Annotated in this window: 18 protein-coding genes; 12 read left to right on the plus strand and 6 right to left on the minus strand. The window is 37.0% G+C overall.

All coding sequences use genetic code 11. The features are described from left to right. Window positions 1–44: 44 nt before the first annotated feature. Window positions 45–1,115, minus strand: a complete 1,071-nt coding sequence (locus tag DN392_RS10745) for an NAD(P)/FAD-dependent oxidoreductase (RefSeq protein WP_000682062.1) — start codon at window positions 1,113–1,115, stop codon at window positions 45–47. A 350-nt stretch (window positions 1,116–1,465) separates the two neighbouring features. Here DN392_RS10745 and DN392_RS10750 point away from each other — a divergent pair, with 350 nt between their 5' ends. The 3 genes from DN392_RS10750 (at window position 1,466) to DN392_RS10760 (ending at window position 3,204) form a co-directional block, all read left to right on the plus strand. Beyond that, window positions 1,466–1,705 (plus strand): YuzB family protein, encoded by a 240-nt coding sequence (locus DN392_RS10750; RefSeq protein WP_000595024.1) that lies wholly within the window; start codon window positions 1,466–1,468, stop codon window positions 1,703–1,705. Window positions 1,706–1,942: 237 nt separating this feature from the next. Then, on the plus strand, window positions 1,943–2,809 hold the full coding sequence (gene dapF / locus DN392_RS10755) for a diaminopimelate epimerase (protein ID WP_000077406.1): 867 nt from the start codon (window positions 1,943–1,945) through the stop codon (window positions 2,807–2,809). Window positions 2,810–2,850: 41 nt separating this feature from the next. Continuing rightward, window positions 2,851–3,204: a HesB/IscA family protein gene (locus DN392_RS10760; RefSeq protein ID WP_000573829.1), complete on the plus strand. Its 354-nt coding sequence runs from the start codon at window positions 2,851–2,853 to the stop codon at window positions 3,202–3,204. 148 nt (window positions 3,205–3,352) lie between these two features. On the opposite strand, the gene DN392_RS10765 is transcribed toward DN392_RS10760, so the two are convergent. Next, the gene (locus DN392_RS10765) at window positions 3,353–3,916 is read right to left on the minus strand and encodes a GNAT family N-acetyltransferase (protein ID WP_001068193.1); all 564 of its coding nucleotides are present in this window, start codon (window positions 3,914–3,916) and stop codon (window positions 3,353–3,355) included. 223 nt (window positions 3,917–4,139) lie between these two features. On the opposite strand from DN392_RS10765, the gene DN392_RS10770 reads away from it, so the two are divergent. The 3 genes from DN392_RS10770 to DN392_RS10780 all read left to right on the plus strand — a co-directional run bounded on the left by DN392_RS10770 (window position 4,140) and on the right by DN392_RS10780 (window position 5,566). Next, window positions 4,140–4,481: a hypothetical protein gene (locus DN392_RS10770; RefSeq protein WP_001224265.1), complete on the plus strand. Its 342-nt coding sequence runs from the start codon at window positions 4,140–4,142 to the stop codon at window positions 4,479–4,481. Beyond that, a complete protein-coding gene (locus DN392_RS10775) occupies window positions 4,468–5,106 on the plus strand; it encodes an O-methyltransferase (protein ID WP_000809687.1) in 639 nt (212 codons plus the stop codon). Before DN392_RS10770 ends, DN392_RS10775 begins: the two co-directional genes overlap by 14 nt. A 106-nt stretch (window positions 5,107–5,212) precedes the next feature. After that, window positions 5,213–5,566, plus strand: coding sequence for a YxeA family protein (locus DN392_RS10780; RefSeq protein ID WP_000833130.1), 354 nt, complete (start codon window positions 5,213–5,215; stop codon window positions 5,564–5,566). 27 nt (window positions 5,567–5,593) lie between these two features. On the opposite strand, the gene DN392_RS10785 is transcribed toward DN392_RS10780, so the two are convergent. After that, window positions 5,594–6,055, minus strand: a complete 462-nt coding sequence (locus DN392_RS10785) for a 2-thiouracil desulfurase family protein (protein ID WP_048566611.1) — start codon at window positions 6,053–6,055, stop codon at window positions 5,594–5,596. A 77-nt stretch (window positions 6,056–6,132) separates the two neighbouring features. On the opposite strand from DN392_RS10785, the gene DN392_RS10790 reads away from it, so the two are divergent. Next, window positions 6,133–7,014 carry a helix-turn-helix domain-containing protein gene (locus DN392_RS10790; RefSeq protein WP_000535283.1) on the plus strand — a complete coding sequence of 294 codons (882 nt, stop codon included), beginning with the start codon at window positions 6,133–6,135 and terminating at the stop codon, window positions 7,012–7,014. Window positions 7,015–7,031: 17 nt separating this feature from the next. Here the strand turns inward: DN392_RS10790 and DN392_RS10795 are convergent, their stop codons facing one another. The 3 genes from DN392_RS10795 to DN392_RS10805 form a co-directional block, all read right to left on the minus strand. After that, complete coding sequence (locus DN392_RS10795) at window positions 7,032–8,279, minus strand: MFS transporter (RefSeq protein WP_046959971.1); 1,248 nt, start codon at window positions 8,277–8,279, stop codon at window positions 7,032–7,034. A gap of 175 nt (window positions 8,280–8,454) precedes the next feature. Continuing rightward, window positions 8,455–8,931: a GyrI-like domain-containing protein gene (locus DN392_RS10800; protein ID WP_064057627.1), complete on the minus strand. Its 477-nt coding sequence runs from the start codon at window positions 8,929–8,931 to the stop codon at window positions 8,455–8,457. A 126-nt stretch (window positions 8,932–9,057) separates the two neighbouring features. Further along, window positions 9,058–10,047 (minus strand): NAD(P)/FAD-dependent oxidoreductase, encoded by a 990-nt coding sequence (locus DN392_RS10805; RefSeq protein ID WP_000829777.1) that lies wholly within the window; start codon window positions 10,045–10,047, stop codon window positions 9,058–9,060. Between the two features lie 462 nt (window positions 10,048–10,509). Between DN392_RS10805 and DN392_RS10810 the strand changes: the two genes are divergently transcribed. From DN392_RS10810 to pepA, 5 genes are all read left to right on the plus strand, one after another. Further along, window positions 10,510–11,718 carry an NAD(P)/FAD-dependent oxidoreductase gene (locus DN392_RS10810; RefSeq protein WP_000856605.1) on the plus strand — a complete coding sequence of 403 codons (1,209 nt, stop codon included), beginning with the start codon at window positions 10,510–10,512 and terminating at the stop codon, window positions 11,716–11,718. Window positions 11,719–11,840: 122 nt separating this feature from the next. Beyond that, window positions 11,841–12,347 carry an NUDIX hydrolase gene (locus DN392_RS10815; RefSeq protein ID WP_000415296.1) on the plus strand — a complete coding sequence of 169 codons (507 nt, stop codon included), beginning with the start codon at window positions 11,841–11,843 and terminating at the stop codon, window positions 12,345–12,347. Next, complete coding sequence (locus DN392_RS10820) at window positions 12,344–12,661, plus strand: YuiB family protein (protein WP_000027007.1); 318 nt, start codon at window positions 12,344–12,346, stop codon at window positions 12,659–12,661. Before DN392_RS10815 ends, DN392_RS10820 begins: the two co-directional genes overlap by 4 nt. 86 nt (window positions 12,662–12,747) lie before the next feature. Then, complete coding sequence (locus DN392_RS10825) at window positions 12,748–13,374, plus strand: 3D domain-containing protein (protein ID WP_000920109.1); 627 nt, start codon at window positions 12,748–12,750, stop codon at window positions 13,372–13,374. 146 nt (window positions 13,375–13,520) lie between these two features. Next, a complete protein-coding gene (gene pepA / locus DN392_RS10830) occupies window positions 13,521–15,008 on the plus strand; it encodes a cytosol aminopeptidase (protein WP_048566609.1) in 1,488 nt (495 codons plus the stop codon). The last annotated feature ends 76 nt before the right edge of the window (window positions 15,009–15,084 follow it).

The following is a 15,084-nucleotide window of genomic DNA, read 5'->3' on the forward strand; positions in this document are numbered from 1 at the left end:
ACTCATAAAAGAGACTGCCTATTTAGTAGACAGTCTGTAAAGTATTAACCTTTATGATACTTGTACATCCAAAGAAGACCGGATTTTAATAATCTCGGTACACGTCCCATTAATGGTTGGTTTGCAAGTAAACCAAAGCCGTGCTTCTTACCAAGAGAGCCGAGAACACCTTTTAATTTAATTACAGGTAGTTCGTCAGGAAGTGGTTCATTATTCCAACGTTTTAATAATATTTGGACAATTTGCTCTCCTTGACCTTCAGCAAGTTGTGCAGATGGAGCGTGTGGAAGTGCTGCGCAATCTCCTACAACATACACGTGCTCGTTATTTGGAATATTGTGATATTTTGTTAAAACAACCCGTCCGCTACCATCTTGTTCAACTGGAAGGTTTCGAACAACTTCATTTGCTTGAATACCAGCTGTCCAGACGATTGCATCACATTCAAGTGGCTCATCGTGGTTGTACACAATATTTGGTTCTACTTTTGTAATGTTAGAGTTTCGTATAATAGTAACCTTATGTTTTACGAACCATTCTTCTACGTATCTACTTAATTTCTCTGGATATGGGAATAGAATTCTATCTTTTCGATCAAATAAGTGAATTTTTAAATCAGAACGGCTTTCGCGAAGTTCACTTGCAACTTCAACGCCACTTAATCCAGCACCAACGACAGCTACTGTTGCGTTTGGTTCTAGACTATTTAATTGTTCATATGTCTTACGTGTTTGTTCAATCGATTGTAGGCTATGTGTATATTCCTTCGCCCCAGGAACGTTATGATATTTATCCTCACAGCCAAGACCGATAATTAAATCATCATATGGGATTGCTTCGCCGCCATCGAGATGAACAGCTTTTTCTTCGAGATCAATATTTGTTATTGTGCCGTATTGAATATTGAGGCGTGGGTGCTCGGGAAACGGTATACGAATATGTGTTTCTGAAATAGTACCCGCAACTAATGCATAATATTCAGTTTTGAAGCAATGGTATGGTACTTTGTCGATTAATGTCACTTGTACATCATCTGGAAGTTGGTTGCTTGGAAGTAGCCGCTGCAGAATTCTCATTCCACCGTAGCCGCCACCTAGTATTACGAGGTGTTTCATGATGGATTACCCCTTTTCTGTTGAAATATCCCCTAATCATACAATTTTATATTAATAAAATATTTTGACTTTACTCAATCAAATTATATCGAATTTGTGAACAAATAACAATGCATGAATGAATACTCTGTTGTACAATAAGAAGAAAAGTAAAGTAAACTGTTTTTCCTTTTTAATTACTATTTCATTGCGAGCAGCATGTTATATAAAATAAGTCCATCTACTTTGAAGTGAAATAGTGAAGTAACTAAATAGTTTAGAATGTATAACGAAAACAACAAGAGACAGCTTAGTTTTCTTCTTATAGATAGTCAGAAGGTAATTTGTTTTGTAGTACAGGGGGGAGAATTTTGATTAAACCATTAATTGAATTTTGTGTAGGTAACCTTGCGAGTGGTTCACAAGCAGCTTTAGAGAAATTAGAAAAAGATCCGAATTTAGATGTAATGGAATATGGTTGTTTAGGATATTGTGGTATTTGTTTTGAAGGGCCGTTTGCACTTGTAAATGGTGAAGTCGTACAAGGTGCTACAGTAGAAGAACTTGTCCATAATGTATATGAGTATTTGGATGAAAATCCAATGTTTTAAGGTGTTGCAATCAGCAGCACCTTTTTCTATTAGATAAAATCTTCTTTCGCGGGGGAGGATAATATTGTATGTAAATAAAAAAGGCCCTTGTAGAAGGGCTTTTTTCTTACACAATTTGTGCAAGAATGGCTCATCGCCAAATGTTGTCAAATATGAGAAACGGGGGACATTCATATTGTGTTCTAAAAGCGTGCATTTTATACTTAAAATAACAAACTATTTTTGGAGTGAATACAAATGAGCCAATTTTCTTTTACAAAAATGCATGGTCTTGGCAATAGTTATATATATGTAAATATGTTTGAAGAACAAATTCCTGAAGAAGATTTAGTTCTTGTGGCGGAAAAGGTTTCAAATATTAATACTGGTATTGGAGCAGATGGAATGATTTTAATTTGTCCATCTGACGTAGCTCCGGTGAAAATGCGCATGTTTAATAATGATGGTTCAGAAGGAAAGAGCTGTGGTAACGGTTTACGCTGCGTAGCGAAATATGCGTATGAGCATAAACTAGTAGAAGAAACAGTTTTCAAAATTGAAACGTTAGCTGGTATTGTAACAGCGGAAGTAACGGTAGAAGAAGGGAAAGTTACATTAGCGAAAATCGATATGGGAGCACCGCGTTTAACACGTGCAGAAATACCGATGCTTGGTGAAGGTGAAACACCATTTATTCGTGAAAACTTCTTATACAATAATCATCGTTATGCATTTACAGCTGTTTCAATGGGGAATCCGCATGCGGTTATTTTTGTTGATGATGTAGAGCAAGCACCTCTTACAACACTTGGTCCAGTCCTGGAGACACATGAAATGTTCCCAGAGCGAGTAAATGTTGAATTCGTCGAAATTTTGAATGATGCAGAGATGAACTTCCGTGTTTGGGAACGTGGATCTGGTGTAACACAAGCTTGCGGAACAGGGGCGTGTGCTGCAGTTGTAGCCTCTATTTTAAATGGGAAAATGGAACATGGTAAGGAAATTACAGTTCATTTAGCTGGCGGCGATTTAATGATTGCATGGACAGAAGAAGGCAATGTGTTAATGAAAGGACCAGCAGAAGTAATTTGCCGCGGAGTGTATGAGTACAAGATAGAAGCGTAAAGATGTATAATAGAATGAGAACAGAAAGGATGGTGTATTTCATGATTGAAGTAACAGAACAAGCAGCTTTTCAAATTAAAGATATGTTAAAAGATGCTGAAGATGGAGAGAAGTACGTGCGCCTTGCTGTACATGGCGGCGGATGTACTGGCCTTTCTTACGGGTTAGGATTTGAAGTAGAACCAAAAGAAGACGACACAGTTCTTGAGTTTTTCGGTGTTGAATTTGTTATCGATACAGAAAGTGCTCCGATTGTTAAAGGAGTAAAAATTGATTATAAACAATCTATGCTTGGCGGTGGATTCACAATCGACAATCCAAACGCAATCGCATCATGCGGATGTGGATCATCTTTCCGTACAGCATCGAATGCTGGTAAGCCAGAAGAGTGCTAAATTTTTAGCCGAAATAGAAAAAGACCTTTTTAGCGATGGAATAATCGTTAAGGAGGTCTTTTCTTTTGCCGTGAAAAATCAAAAAGCTACCTTCTAAATTTAGAAACCAGCCTTAAGATATTTGTACAACGAGTTTTAAAATCTTAAACTAATTTATCTTTGCATATATGCAGGTATTAGTTAGTTGTTTGCCGTCAGCTGAAAAATCTTCATTACGTAATATCCCTTCAAGCTCAAAGCCTAATTTTTCAGGGATCGCACGACTTTTCGTATTGTTAGATTCACATCGTATTTCAATCCTTCTAAATTTGAATAACTGAAATCCAAAGTTTGTTAACGCACTTACTACTTCTGTCATATATCCATTTCCACTAAATTGCGTGTTAATCCAGTATCCAATTTCACATTTAGAAACCTTCCAATCAATTTCGTGAAGGCTAGCAGTTCCAATAAAATCATTCGTCTCCTTATGGTAGATAAGATAGCGAAAGCTTTCTCTTTTCAAAAAATCTATATGCGCATTTCTCAGGAGAATTTCCGTTTCTTCAACAGTAGGAATTGACTGGAATAAAAGCAACCACTGCTTTAATTCACTAATTGAATCTTTAATAGCTTCGTGTACTATATTCCCTTCACCAGCTTGAAGTGGTGCCCGAAGAATGAGTCTGTCTGTTTCTATTTGTAACGGAACATCTAATAAAATAGGATTCATATTATTTCACCTCTCGAAAACTAGAAAACAATAAATATATATTCAATTCATCATTTAGAAATCCCTTTTCACATATTGAAAACGAAACCGCTACTTAGAAAGGAGTTAAATGATTCCTTTTTAAGTAGCGGTTTTTCTTTTGTTTTGACATTTTGTATACAAACGTATACACTTTTGATTAACGAAATAAATGTATACATTTGTATACAAAGGGGGATTTGAAATGAGAAAAGATAAGTTCATGAAAGAAGGACACCACCGTGGTGAGCGTCATAAAGGGAGAGACGGATCGCATCATCGCGGACCGAAAACATTTCGCCGCGGGAGAGCGATTGCCTTTTTAGAAATGATGAATTTGAAACGAGCGACAATTAAACAACAGTTAAGTGAGCCGGAATTCCAGTCTATTCAGCAAATTTTAATCGGGGAATTAAAGGCAATTGATATGGTTATTAATGAATTTACACAACTATTTGAAATACATGAGAGTGAAACAGAAGAAGCGCCTATGTTAGATGAGAAGGAAAATCTAGAGCAAGGGACTGCATCTGATGAAACAAATTAATCGTTATATCGATTCAGTGTTTTGTGGCCAAGATGTCCTTTTGGATGAAGTGATTGTTTCCATAAAAGAAAACGAAATGCCGCCGATATCGGTATCGCCTTCTTCGGGTAAACTTTTAACGATGTTAGTTTCCATTTCTGGAGCGAAAGATATTTTAGAAATAGGTGCATTAGGTGGGTATAGCGGAATTTGTCTTGCGAAAGGTTTTGGAGAAGAAGGCATGTTAACTTCTCTTGAATTAGAAGAGAAATATGCAGAGATAGCACATCATAATCTACATAAAGCGGGATTTGGAAAACAAGTGTCGTATATGACTGGTGCTGCCTTACAAAGTCTTGAAAAATTAGCTGCAGGTAATAAGCGATTTGATTTCTTCTTTATCGATGCCGATAAGGAGAATTATGAAAATTATTTAACGTATTGTATTGAGCTTGCTAAACCAGGTGCTGTAATTGTTACAGATAATGTTTTAGCTGGCGGTAGTGTAGTGGGTGAAAGTGTGAAATCAAAACGTTATACAGAAGTTATGAAGAAGTTTAATGAAGTAGTAGCCAATCATCCGAGGTTAGAATCTGTACTTATTCCAATTGGTGACGGGATGACGGTTTCTAGAGTGAAGAAATAATTATTATCTTACAAAAGTGTAATGTTCATGTCATGTTTTTGAATTTCTTCTTTAAGCTCTGGGCTTTAAGATAAGAATATAAGAAAAAACATATGAGGTGAAGGAAATGAAAAGATACATTGCACTGTTTAGTATTTTAGTTGTATTCGCAAGTCTGTTAGTTGGTTGTGATATTAACCGTATGGGTAAAGATGAGTACTACGTTCAAATTACAGTAGATGGAAAAGAAGTTCATAGTAAAGCTGATAATGGTCAAAAATTTAAAGATTATGAATATAAGCTAACTGGCTTTGATAAAGACGGTAAAGAGAAAGAATTAGAATTTACTGCACAAAAAAACTTACGTAAAGATGCATTCCTACGTGTATATCATTCAGATAAAAAAGGTGTATCAGCTTGGGAAGAAGTAAAGAAAGATGAGCTTCCTGCGAAAGTGAAAGAAAAATTAAGTGTGAAATAAGACAGAAGAAGGAATTGACGAACAGGGTCAATTCCTTTTTATATTCTCAAAATCCTCTTCTGAAATGACTTTAAATCCATGTCTTTTGAATAAAGCAGTTGTTACCCCGTAACCAGTTTGCTTATTCCCGTTAAATTCTCCAGTGTAAATCGTAGAACTACCACAAGATGGACTACGTTCTTTCAAAATAATATATTCAGGATGTAAACCTTTCATTTGTTCTAGAGCTTTATAAGCGCCATTTACAAATGCTTCTGTGACATCTTCACCGTCTTTTGTCACCACTTTTGCTTTTCCATCCAAAACGTCATCGCCATTCCCGCCAATAATTTCAGCTGAAGGACGAGGCGTTGGTAATCCTCCTAATACTTCAGGACAAATGAGGACTGTATCTTCTTGTTGCAGTAGCTCCTCTATTTTTGAAACGAGATTGTCATTTCCATCATACCGACAAGCGATGCCACCTAAACAAGCGCTAATTACGATCATATTGTCACCTCCAAAAAAATTTAAAATACCCCGCCAATTTTGCTTCCTGACTCTTACCTATAAATGAGGTGATAAAAATGGGAAGCTTATATAATTTAATGAAACCATATAGTGAATTTCGAAGTAAAGAAGAGTTTAATACATATCAAAGACAAATTTTGAAGTGCTATCGATTTCAATTAAATAAAACGGATACAACTATCATTTATTTTTTAGGGAAGTATGCGGTGAATGAGAAACAGAAAACAGTGGGAGTTGCTTGTCCGTTAATGGAGACGATTGCTACAAATGTTGGAAAAAGTATTCGTACAGTACGCCGTTCAATTGCAAAATTAGAGGAACTAGGAATTATAAAGCGTGTTGCGACAAAAGAAAGACATAAGCGCGGCGGATATAGTGCGAACTTATATGTATTTCTTACATCTGCAATTGACCGCATGGATGACCGTATGAAACTGTCCGCATGTGAAAGTGAGGATCGTGCAGATGGCTGTAGTAAAAATGAGCAAAAAAGTGAAGGGGAAACAATTCTTTTTAAAAACATTCCACAAATAAAAGAGAATAGAAAAGAAACGTACGAGCTTGATGAGACGTATTGCCGTCACGATATACCGAAGCCTTTTATATACGCACTTGTGCCGATGACGCGTAATCCGAAGAAGATTAATATATTTTGGAGTAAGGTGGAACTTGCATATAAAAAGAGCGGGTTACTAGAGCAAGGTGTTTTACTGGAGCAAATATTAGCGGATGAAGAAGTGTATGGAAACTTCATTTGGCGAGTAAAGAGTGTTGTGAGAGCGTATAAATACGGGGAAATCCGTAAAAATGTGAAGGCGCTTCTATATAGTACAGTGCGGGATCTATTTTTAGAGGTTGGATTAGAATGGGGAGCAGCTGTGAGAAGGAGTAAGGGGATAACGTTATTTAATCCGTTTAAAAAAGAGCCATGCGTATAATACATGACTCCAAGTAGTTAATCAAACTTCCTTACAACTGGAACACGAATCGCTACAAATAGTACGAAGACGATAACGGCGATTGCACCGCTTTTCATAACGGTTACGATTGGAATTCCTATTGCAAGTGCGATTGATGTGAATGCATAAGAAAGCGGGATAAAGCCCATTGATGAGAGCATAAGTAGACTCATTACGCGTCCCATCATTTCTTCTTTTACTGTCGATTGAATCATCGCCATAAGCGGAACGATAGCCATTGCAATTGTAATACCGTAAAACATGCCAGCTAATAATGCTTGCCAAAGTACGGTGCTAAAGTTGATGGATAAGAAGAATACACCAGACAGTAGCATCATGATAATGCAAAATAGACCGCGTCTACGATTAATATTTTTTAAACCGACAATGACAGCGCCTATTGCCATTCCGCCCCCTACAGATGCTTCTAAGTAACTAAACTGAAGCGAGTCACCGTGCAGAACATTTTTAACGAAAAGCGGGAAACCGACTTGCATCGGGCCGATTAAAAATAAGTTTAAAAAGGCACTACAAATAAGGAAGGTTGAAAGGAATGGTGATTCCTTTACATATAAGATTCCTTCTTTAATAGAAGTGAACATGCCTTTGTCTGTATTTTGCTGTTCTGGCATCGTAAATTGTATTTTTTGAACGAGTATGGCTGCGACGATTAGTAATAAAATCGTGATCGAAAAGATCGTTTCATAGTTCGTAAATTTAATAAGAATTCCGCCAAGTACAGGGCCTAGGATGACCGATGCTTGATTTGACATTTGTGTAAGTGAGTTTGCTTGTGTTAAACGGCTTTTTTCTACAAGTTCAGGCAAGATAGATCCATCAGCTGACCAGAAAAAAGCATCAGCAAGCCCGAAGAATAAAGCGAATAAAGCAAATGTATATAGTGTTACATCACCTACGATGAACCATGTAAGGATGGTTGCGACGAGAATAGCACGAATAATATTAGAATAAAACATAATGTTTTTTTTCGGGAATTTATCAGCTACAGCACCGCCGATAATCATAAAAATAAGCCTTGGAACACTAAGAGCTACGAAAACAACACCGAGTGAAGCCTCAAGGTTTAATGTTTTTGCTATGTACCACGTTTGTGAAAAAGTAAAAAAGGCTAAAGCAAAACTTGAAAAAAGAGTAGCTGCCCAAAGAAAAAGGAAATTCGTATTTTTTAATAACGGTTTCGCATTTTCTTTTAAAGCAGATTTATTTTGTTGTAGTTCCTCCATATTGCTTCCTTTCTATGTGACAAATTTAAACTAAAAAACCTATTAACAATCGTTTTATACAGTTTCTAATATTTCTATACTGCACTTTCTCATTGTAGACAATAATGTTGGGTTTGCACAGTGGCTATTTAACGACAAAAAAGAAGATACCATTTGGTATCTTCTCTTTTGTCGTTCAGGCTAATGCAATATAAATATCCAATTGTACGTTAGTTGGATCTGTTGCTTTTTCATCATAAAGCTCAAAGTCTGTTGTAAAAGCACGTTTGTTTTCTTTTGACCATTTCCAAATATATTCCCAAGCCTCGCAAACCACTTCAGCAACTGGTCCCTTTCTCGTTGTAAATACCGCATACGTAGCGGCAGGTATTGTTAAAATTGTCATATTTTCAGGAACGTCTTCTAATGAAGAAACGGGCATACCGATTGTAAATTGATATGTACCAGTTTCATCTGATTCGTAATTTGAGTAGAAAGCGAATGTTTCTTTCGTTTGTTGATTTGGGATGTGATGCATCATTTGTTCTTGGAAGTAGCGGTTCCAAAGTTGTGGGATTTTTCCTTCAGTAGATGCCTCTATTTCATTTGTCGTCGTAATCGAAACGCCGATTGCTTGGAAAGCTTCTTTTTTTACTATAATAGGTTCTTTCATTTTAAAATATCCCCCTTATCAAATAGAACGTTTGTTCTTATTTATTGTAACATATTTTGGAAGGATACGGTAGCACAATAACAAAAGAACTCCTTTTACGTAAAAGGAGTTCTTTTCATTTCTATATTAAAACATACTAGAGCTGTGCATCGGTTGAAGTTTTGCGTTTGGATCGAAGTAAGCTTTTGCATTGTTTACTGCTGTTGGTGCTTCACCGAAGCCGCAAGCAATGAGTTTTACTTTTCCTTCATATGTACAAATGTCACCAGCAGCATATATGCCAGGAATATTTGTTTCCATTTTCGAGTTCACGAGAATGCTGTTTTTTTGTATATCTAAGCCCCAGTTTTTGATTGGGCCAAGAGAGGAAACGAAGCCGTAGTTTACGATGACATCATCCACATCGATGATAATTTTTTCTTCTGTTTTTACATGCTGAAGAACGACTTGTTCAATGTTGTCATCACCAATGAGTTCTACTGGTATGTACGGTGTGCTTACTTCTGCACGAGAATTCATTAAGCTTTCTACGCTATGTTCATGTGCACGGAACTTATCACGGCGATGAACGATTGTAACTTTTTCAGCGATCGGCTCTAACATCATTGTCCAATCGACAGCTGAGTCGCCGCCGCCAAATACTACGACGCGCTTACCAGCAAATTTATTCATATCATCAACGAAATAATGTAAGTTTTTCTTTTCATACTTTGCTGTATCTTCTAATTCTAAGCGGCGTGGTTGGAAAGCACCATTGCCAGCAGTAATAATAACTGATTTAGAATAGTGAGTTTGCTTATTCGTAACAAGTTTAAATATACCGTCAGCTTGTTTCTCAAGCGTATCAACAGCTTCTTCTAAGCAAACGGTTGGATCAAATTTTTTCATTTGCTCTTTTAAGTTATCAACTAGTTCTTGTGCGCGCACTTTTGGAAATCCAGCTACATCATAAATGTATTTTTCAGGGTAGAGTGCGGATAATTGTCCTCCAAGTTGAGGTAAGCTTTCAATGATTTTTACACTTGCTTGTCTCATACCGCCATAAAATGCTGTGAACAGCCCTGTTGGACCACCACCAATAATTGTTATGTCGTAAACTTTTTGATTTTCTGCCACTTTCATTCCCCCTATAGATGGAATTTTGATATTGATTTCATATATTGTTCATATGTACACAAAAATCCTGCAAATGATGACACTTTCAAATAAATGATAGCATATTTGAGTTCATAATACTTCTGAAAACGACTGAATTGTGTGTAAGTTTTCGCATAGATGCTTTTTTAATTGTATAAAATATGGTGAAAGGAAAATACATGAAAAAAAGGCTGAAAAACCCTTGAAAACGCTATGTTATTTTAAAATATTGATAATTCTCCAGACGCTTGAATTCTGGAATAAAACCGACTAATATAGGGAAGTATTATGTTAAATTTCTATGACAAAATTCGTACGATTTTTTGACTGCGTTTTGTTATGATATAGAATGTGATAAATTCCACATTCTTGACAAATATAGTTTTTAGTACTTGGTATTATTTTTCATTACTATTATATAAAGAAAAGGGTTGTGATTTGGTGAAGACTCCAAAAATCGTAGTTTTAGGTGCAGGTTATGGCGGGATGATTACGACTGTTCGTCTGCAAAAAGCATTATCTGTAAATGAAGCTGAAATTACGTTAGTAAACAACAACAGCTATCACTACCAAGCGACTTGGTTACATGAGAGCGCAGCTGGTACATTACAAGATGAAAAAATCTGTCTAGATATTCAAGACGTTATTGATACAAATAAAGTGAACTTTGTACAAGACACAGTAGTAGAAATTAAAGCTGCTGAAAAACGCATCATCTTAAAAGACGGCGAGCTAGAGTATGACTACTTAGTAATCGGTCTTGGTTTCGAATCAGAAACATTCGGAATTACAGGATTAAAAGAGCATGCATTCTCAATTGCTAACATTAATGCAACTCGTGAAATTCGTGAGCATATGGAAGCTAGTTTCGCTAAATATGCAACTGAAAAGCGCGATGAGTTAGTAACAATCGTTGTTGGTGGTGCTGGATTTACTGGTATCGAGTACGTAGGTGAGCTTGCAAACCGTGTTCCTGAACTTTGCAAAGAGTATAATGTACCACGTGAAAAAGCACGTATCATCTGTGTAGAAGCTGCTCCAACAGCACTTCCAGGTTTCGATCCGGCATTAGTAGAATACGCTGTAAAACAACTTGAGAAAAAAGGTGTAGAATTCCGCATCGGTACAGCAATTAAAGAAGCAACTGAAGAAGGTATTATCGTTGCAAACGGCGATGATACTGAATTAATTAAGTCTGAAACAGTAGTTTGGGCTGCGGGTGTTCGTGGTAACGGTATTGTAGAAGAGTCTGGCTTTGAAGCAATGCGCGGACGTGTAAAAGTTGATGAGTACATGCACGCTCCAGGATACGAAGATGTATTTATGGTTGGTGACGCAGCGTTAATCATTAACGAAGAAATTAATCGTCCATACCCACCAACGGCACAAATCGCAATTCAAGAAGGTTACAACATTGCACACAACTTAACTGTGTTAGTTCGTGGTAAAGGCGAAATGAAAAAATTCGCATTCGACAATAAAGGATCTGTATGTTCTTTAGGTCATGACGATGCAATGGGCGTTGTTATGGGCAAAAAGTTAACAGGTTGGAAAGCTTCCTTCATGAAGAAAGTTATCGATAACCGTTACCTATTCTTATTAGGTGGACCTTTATTAGTTCTTAAAAAAGGTAAATTAAAGTTCTTTTAATATATAATAGAAAAAGCAGAAACGGCTAAGAGCTGTTTCTGCTTTTTTCATTTTAAAAATATAGTATAATATATAAAAAGAAAGAATATTCTGTCCGTTCTAGTAGAGGAGGGTATTACATCATGGAGAAGCGAGGGAAAGTATGGCTAGCTGTTGGTGGCTTAGTAGCTACAAAAGATGGCAGGTGGCTGTTCGTTAAGAAAAAATATAGTGGATTAAAGGGGAAATGGTCTTTGCCGGCTGGTTTTGTAAATGAAGGTGAGACGGTTGATGAAGCTGTGAAACGTGAAGTGTTAGAAGAGACAGGTATCGTCGCTCATGTGAAGGGGATCATTGGTGTTCGATCGGGCGTGATTCGCAATGAGATTAGTGATAATATGATTATTTTCCTTTTGGAGCCTGAAGGAGAAAACATTATTGTACAGGAGAAGGAATTGTCTGAAGTAGCATTTTTACATCCAGATACGATTGCGGACGATCCAAATACGTCTCTACTTATCAAATATTTGTTTGAAGGAAGATCAGAACTACATCTTGAGATGAACAAAACATTAGATCCAGGAGAGCAATTTGGTTATACAGCCTATCATGTATTTACGGCGCATGCGAAGGAGAGGGAGAAAGAGTGAGTATACCAGTACTACTTATTTCAATGATGTTATTTTTTATTTTGTTTTTTGGAATTGGATTTTTACTCAACATGATATTGCGAGCGACATGGGTAATGGTTATTGTGTATCCGATTGTTTGTATACTTATTATTAATAAGGCGAGTGTGTGGGATTATTTTTCAAAGCCGAAAGAAACATTCTCTTCATTTGGGACAAGTGTATCACATTTAGGGCAGGCAGATGTGTTTATTCTATCTACTGGATTAGTAGGTGCTGCTTTAGCCGGAATTGTCATTAAGAAACTTCGGAAAAGCGGATATCAAATGTTTTAATCTCCAATTCATTTGGGGATTATTTTTTTGCATATTCCTTCATCGTATAGGGAATGATTAACGATGAAGGAGTGTGGAATATAAAAATGTTAAAACGATATTGTATTCGCATTATGATGACTTGTTTACTTGTATCCGCATTATGCGTAACATGGAATGCTTTCACAGGAGTTTCTTTATTAGAGATTGTAAAGAAATATGAGGGAACGAGTGCAAAAGAAGTACATGCAGCAGAAGTTAAGAGAAATGTTGCTCCGAGTAAAGAAGTGATAAATGCTTTAGAGCAGGCAAACGACTGGTCTAAATATCGTTCAATTGAAATGACTGCAACAGGTTATACGTCGGGAATTGAGTCAACTGGTAAGAGACCGGGACATCCGGAGTATGGTATTACATATTCAGGAGTTAAGGTGAAAAGGGATTTATATTCCACAATCGCTGCGGACTTACGCGTATTCCCAATTGGAACGATTCTATTCGTACCAGGTTATGGGTACGGTGTAGTAGCTGATAAGGGCGGTGCAATAAAAGGAAACCGTCTTGATCTGTATTATGATACGGTGAAAGATGTTTATAGCCAATGGGGTAAGAAAAAAGTGAATGTGTATGTAGTGAAAGTTGGAAATGGTAAGTTTTCAGAAGAAGAGTTAACGATGTTAAATCAAGACGAAACGATGCAAGTGTTTCGTGGTCAATATTTAAAACAAAGATAGTCTAGTGGTAATTACGCTAGACTTTTTTATTTTATAAATAGAAGAAATATGGATTATAGAGGATGTAACAGAAGTTAGAATTATCGCATTTTATCGAAAATAAAGTTATAATAAAGGCAGAGTAGAGAAATTTAGGGGGTCTGAACATGTTTCAAGTACAAAAAGAATTAGCAAGCCATGAAGCAGTAATCGTTGCCTTATTTGAAGAAGAGAAAACGAGTAGTTTTGTACAAGAACTGGACAAAGCGTTTGAAGGACAACTACAAGTTTTATTAGAAGAGAAAGAACTTTCTACGAAGAAGAAAGCTATTTCAAAAGTACATAGTTTAGGAAAAACAAATGTGAAACGTTATTATTTCGTTGGTTTAGGTAAGAAAGAGTCTTACACGACAGAAACGTTGCGTGCTGCTCTTGGTAAGGCGTTTAAAACGTTACAAGCAGCAAAAGTACAAGATGCAGCAATCTTGCTTGATTCTTTCGTAACGGAGAAATTAGATGCGATTGATGTAGCTCATATTGCAGCAGAAGTACAAGGTCTTGGTACATATGAGTTACAAACGTATAAATCAGATAAAAAGGATCGTGTAGAGTTAGAGAAGTTCACGGCTATTACAGCGGAAGATGCACAAGAAATTGAAGCTGCATTAACAGTTGGCTACGTACATGGACGTGCAACAAATTCAGCTCGTACACTAGTAAATATGCCGCCAAACGTACTAACAGCGACGAAGCTTGCTGAGTATGCTGTTGAGTTAGCGGAAAAGTATGATATGGATTATAAAGTTCTTGAGAAAGAAGAGATGGAAGAGCTTGGTATGGGTGCGTTACTTGCAGTAAATCAAGGATCTAGTGAGCCACCAAAAATGATCGCTCTTATTTATAAAGGAAAAGAAGAGTGGACAGATGTCATTGGATTCGTTGGAAAAGGGATTACATACGATACAGGTGGTTATTCTTTAAAACCACGTGAAGGTATGGTCGGTATGAAAGGTGATATGGGCGGTGCAGCTGCTGTTTTAGGTGCGATGGAAATCATCGGCGAACTTCGCCCAGAGCAAAATGTGATCGCTGTTATTCCATCAACGGATAACGTTGTAAGTGGTACAGCATTTAAGCCAGACGATGTAATCACATCTATGAGCGGAAAAACAATTGAAGTATTAAATACAGATGCAGAAGGTCGCCTAGCGTTAGCTGACGGTATTACGTATGCGAGAAAACTAGGTGCAAACTATCTTATTGATGTTGCGACATTAACAGGTGGTGTAATTGTTGCACTTGGAAATCATACGACAGGCGCAATGACAAACAATGAAGAGTTGTTTGAGCAAGTGCTAGAGGCGTCTATGGAAACAGATGAATCAATTTGGCAATTACCGATTTTTGATCGTGATAAAGAACGCGTTCGAAACAGTAAGTTTGCCGATTTAAATAACTCACCAGGCCGCGAAGGACATGCGGTTATGGCAGGTACATTCTTAGGTGAATTTGCTGAAGATACACCTTGGGTACACTTAGACATCGCTGGAACATCTGAAACGTCAGGAGCGCATGATTTAGGGCCAGCTGGAGCAACAGGTGCAATGGTACGTACACTTGCAACGTTTGTTGAAAGGTTTAGTGATGGAGAATAAGCAAAAAGATAAAGGTGAATGGTTGTTACAACTTATAAGCAATCATAAATGAAATAATAGCAAAGAAGATAATTGC

The sequence above is a fragment of the Bacillus sp. BB51/4 genome (assembly GCF_008368845.1).
GTDB lineage: Bacteria > Bacillota > Bacilli > Bacillales > Bacillaceae_G > Bacillus_A > Bacillus_A wiedmannii.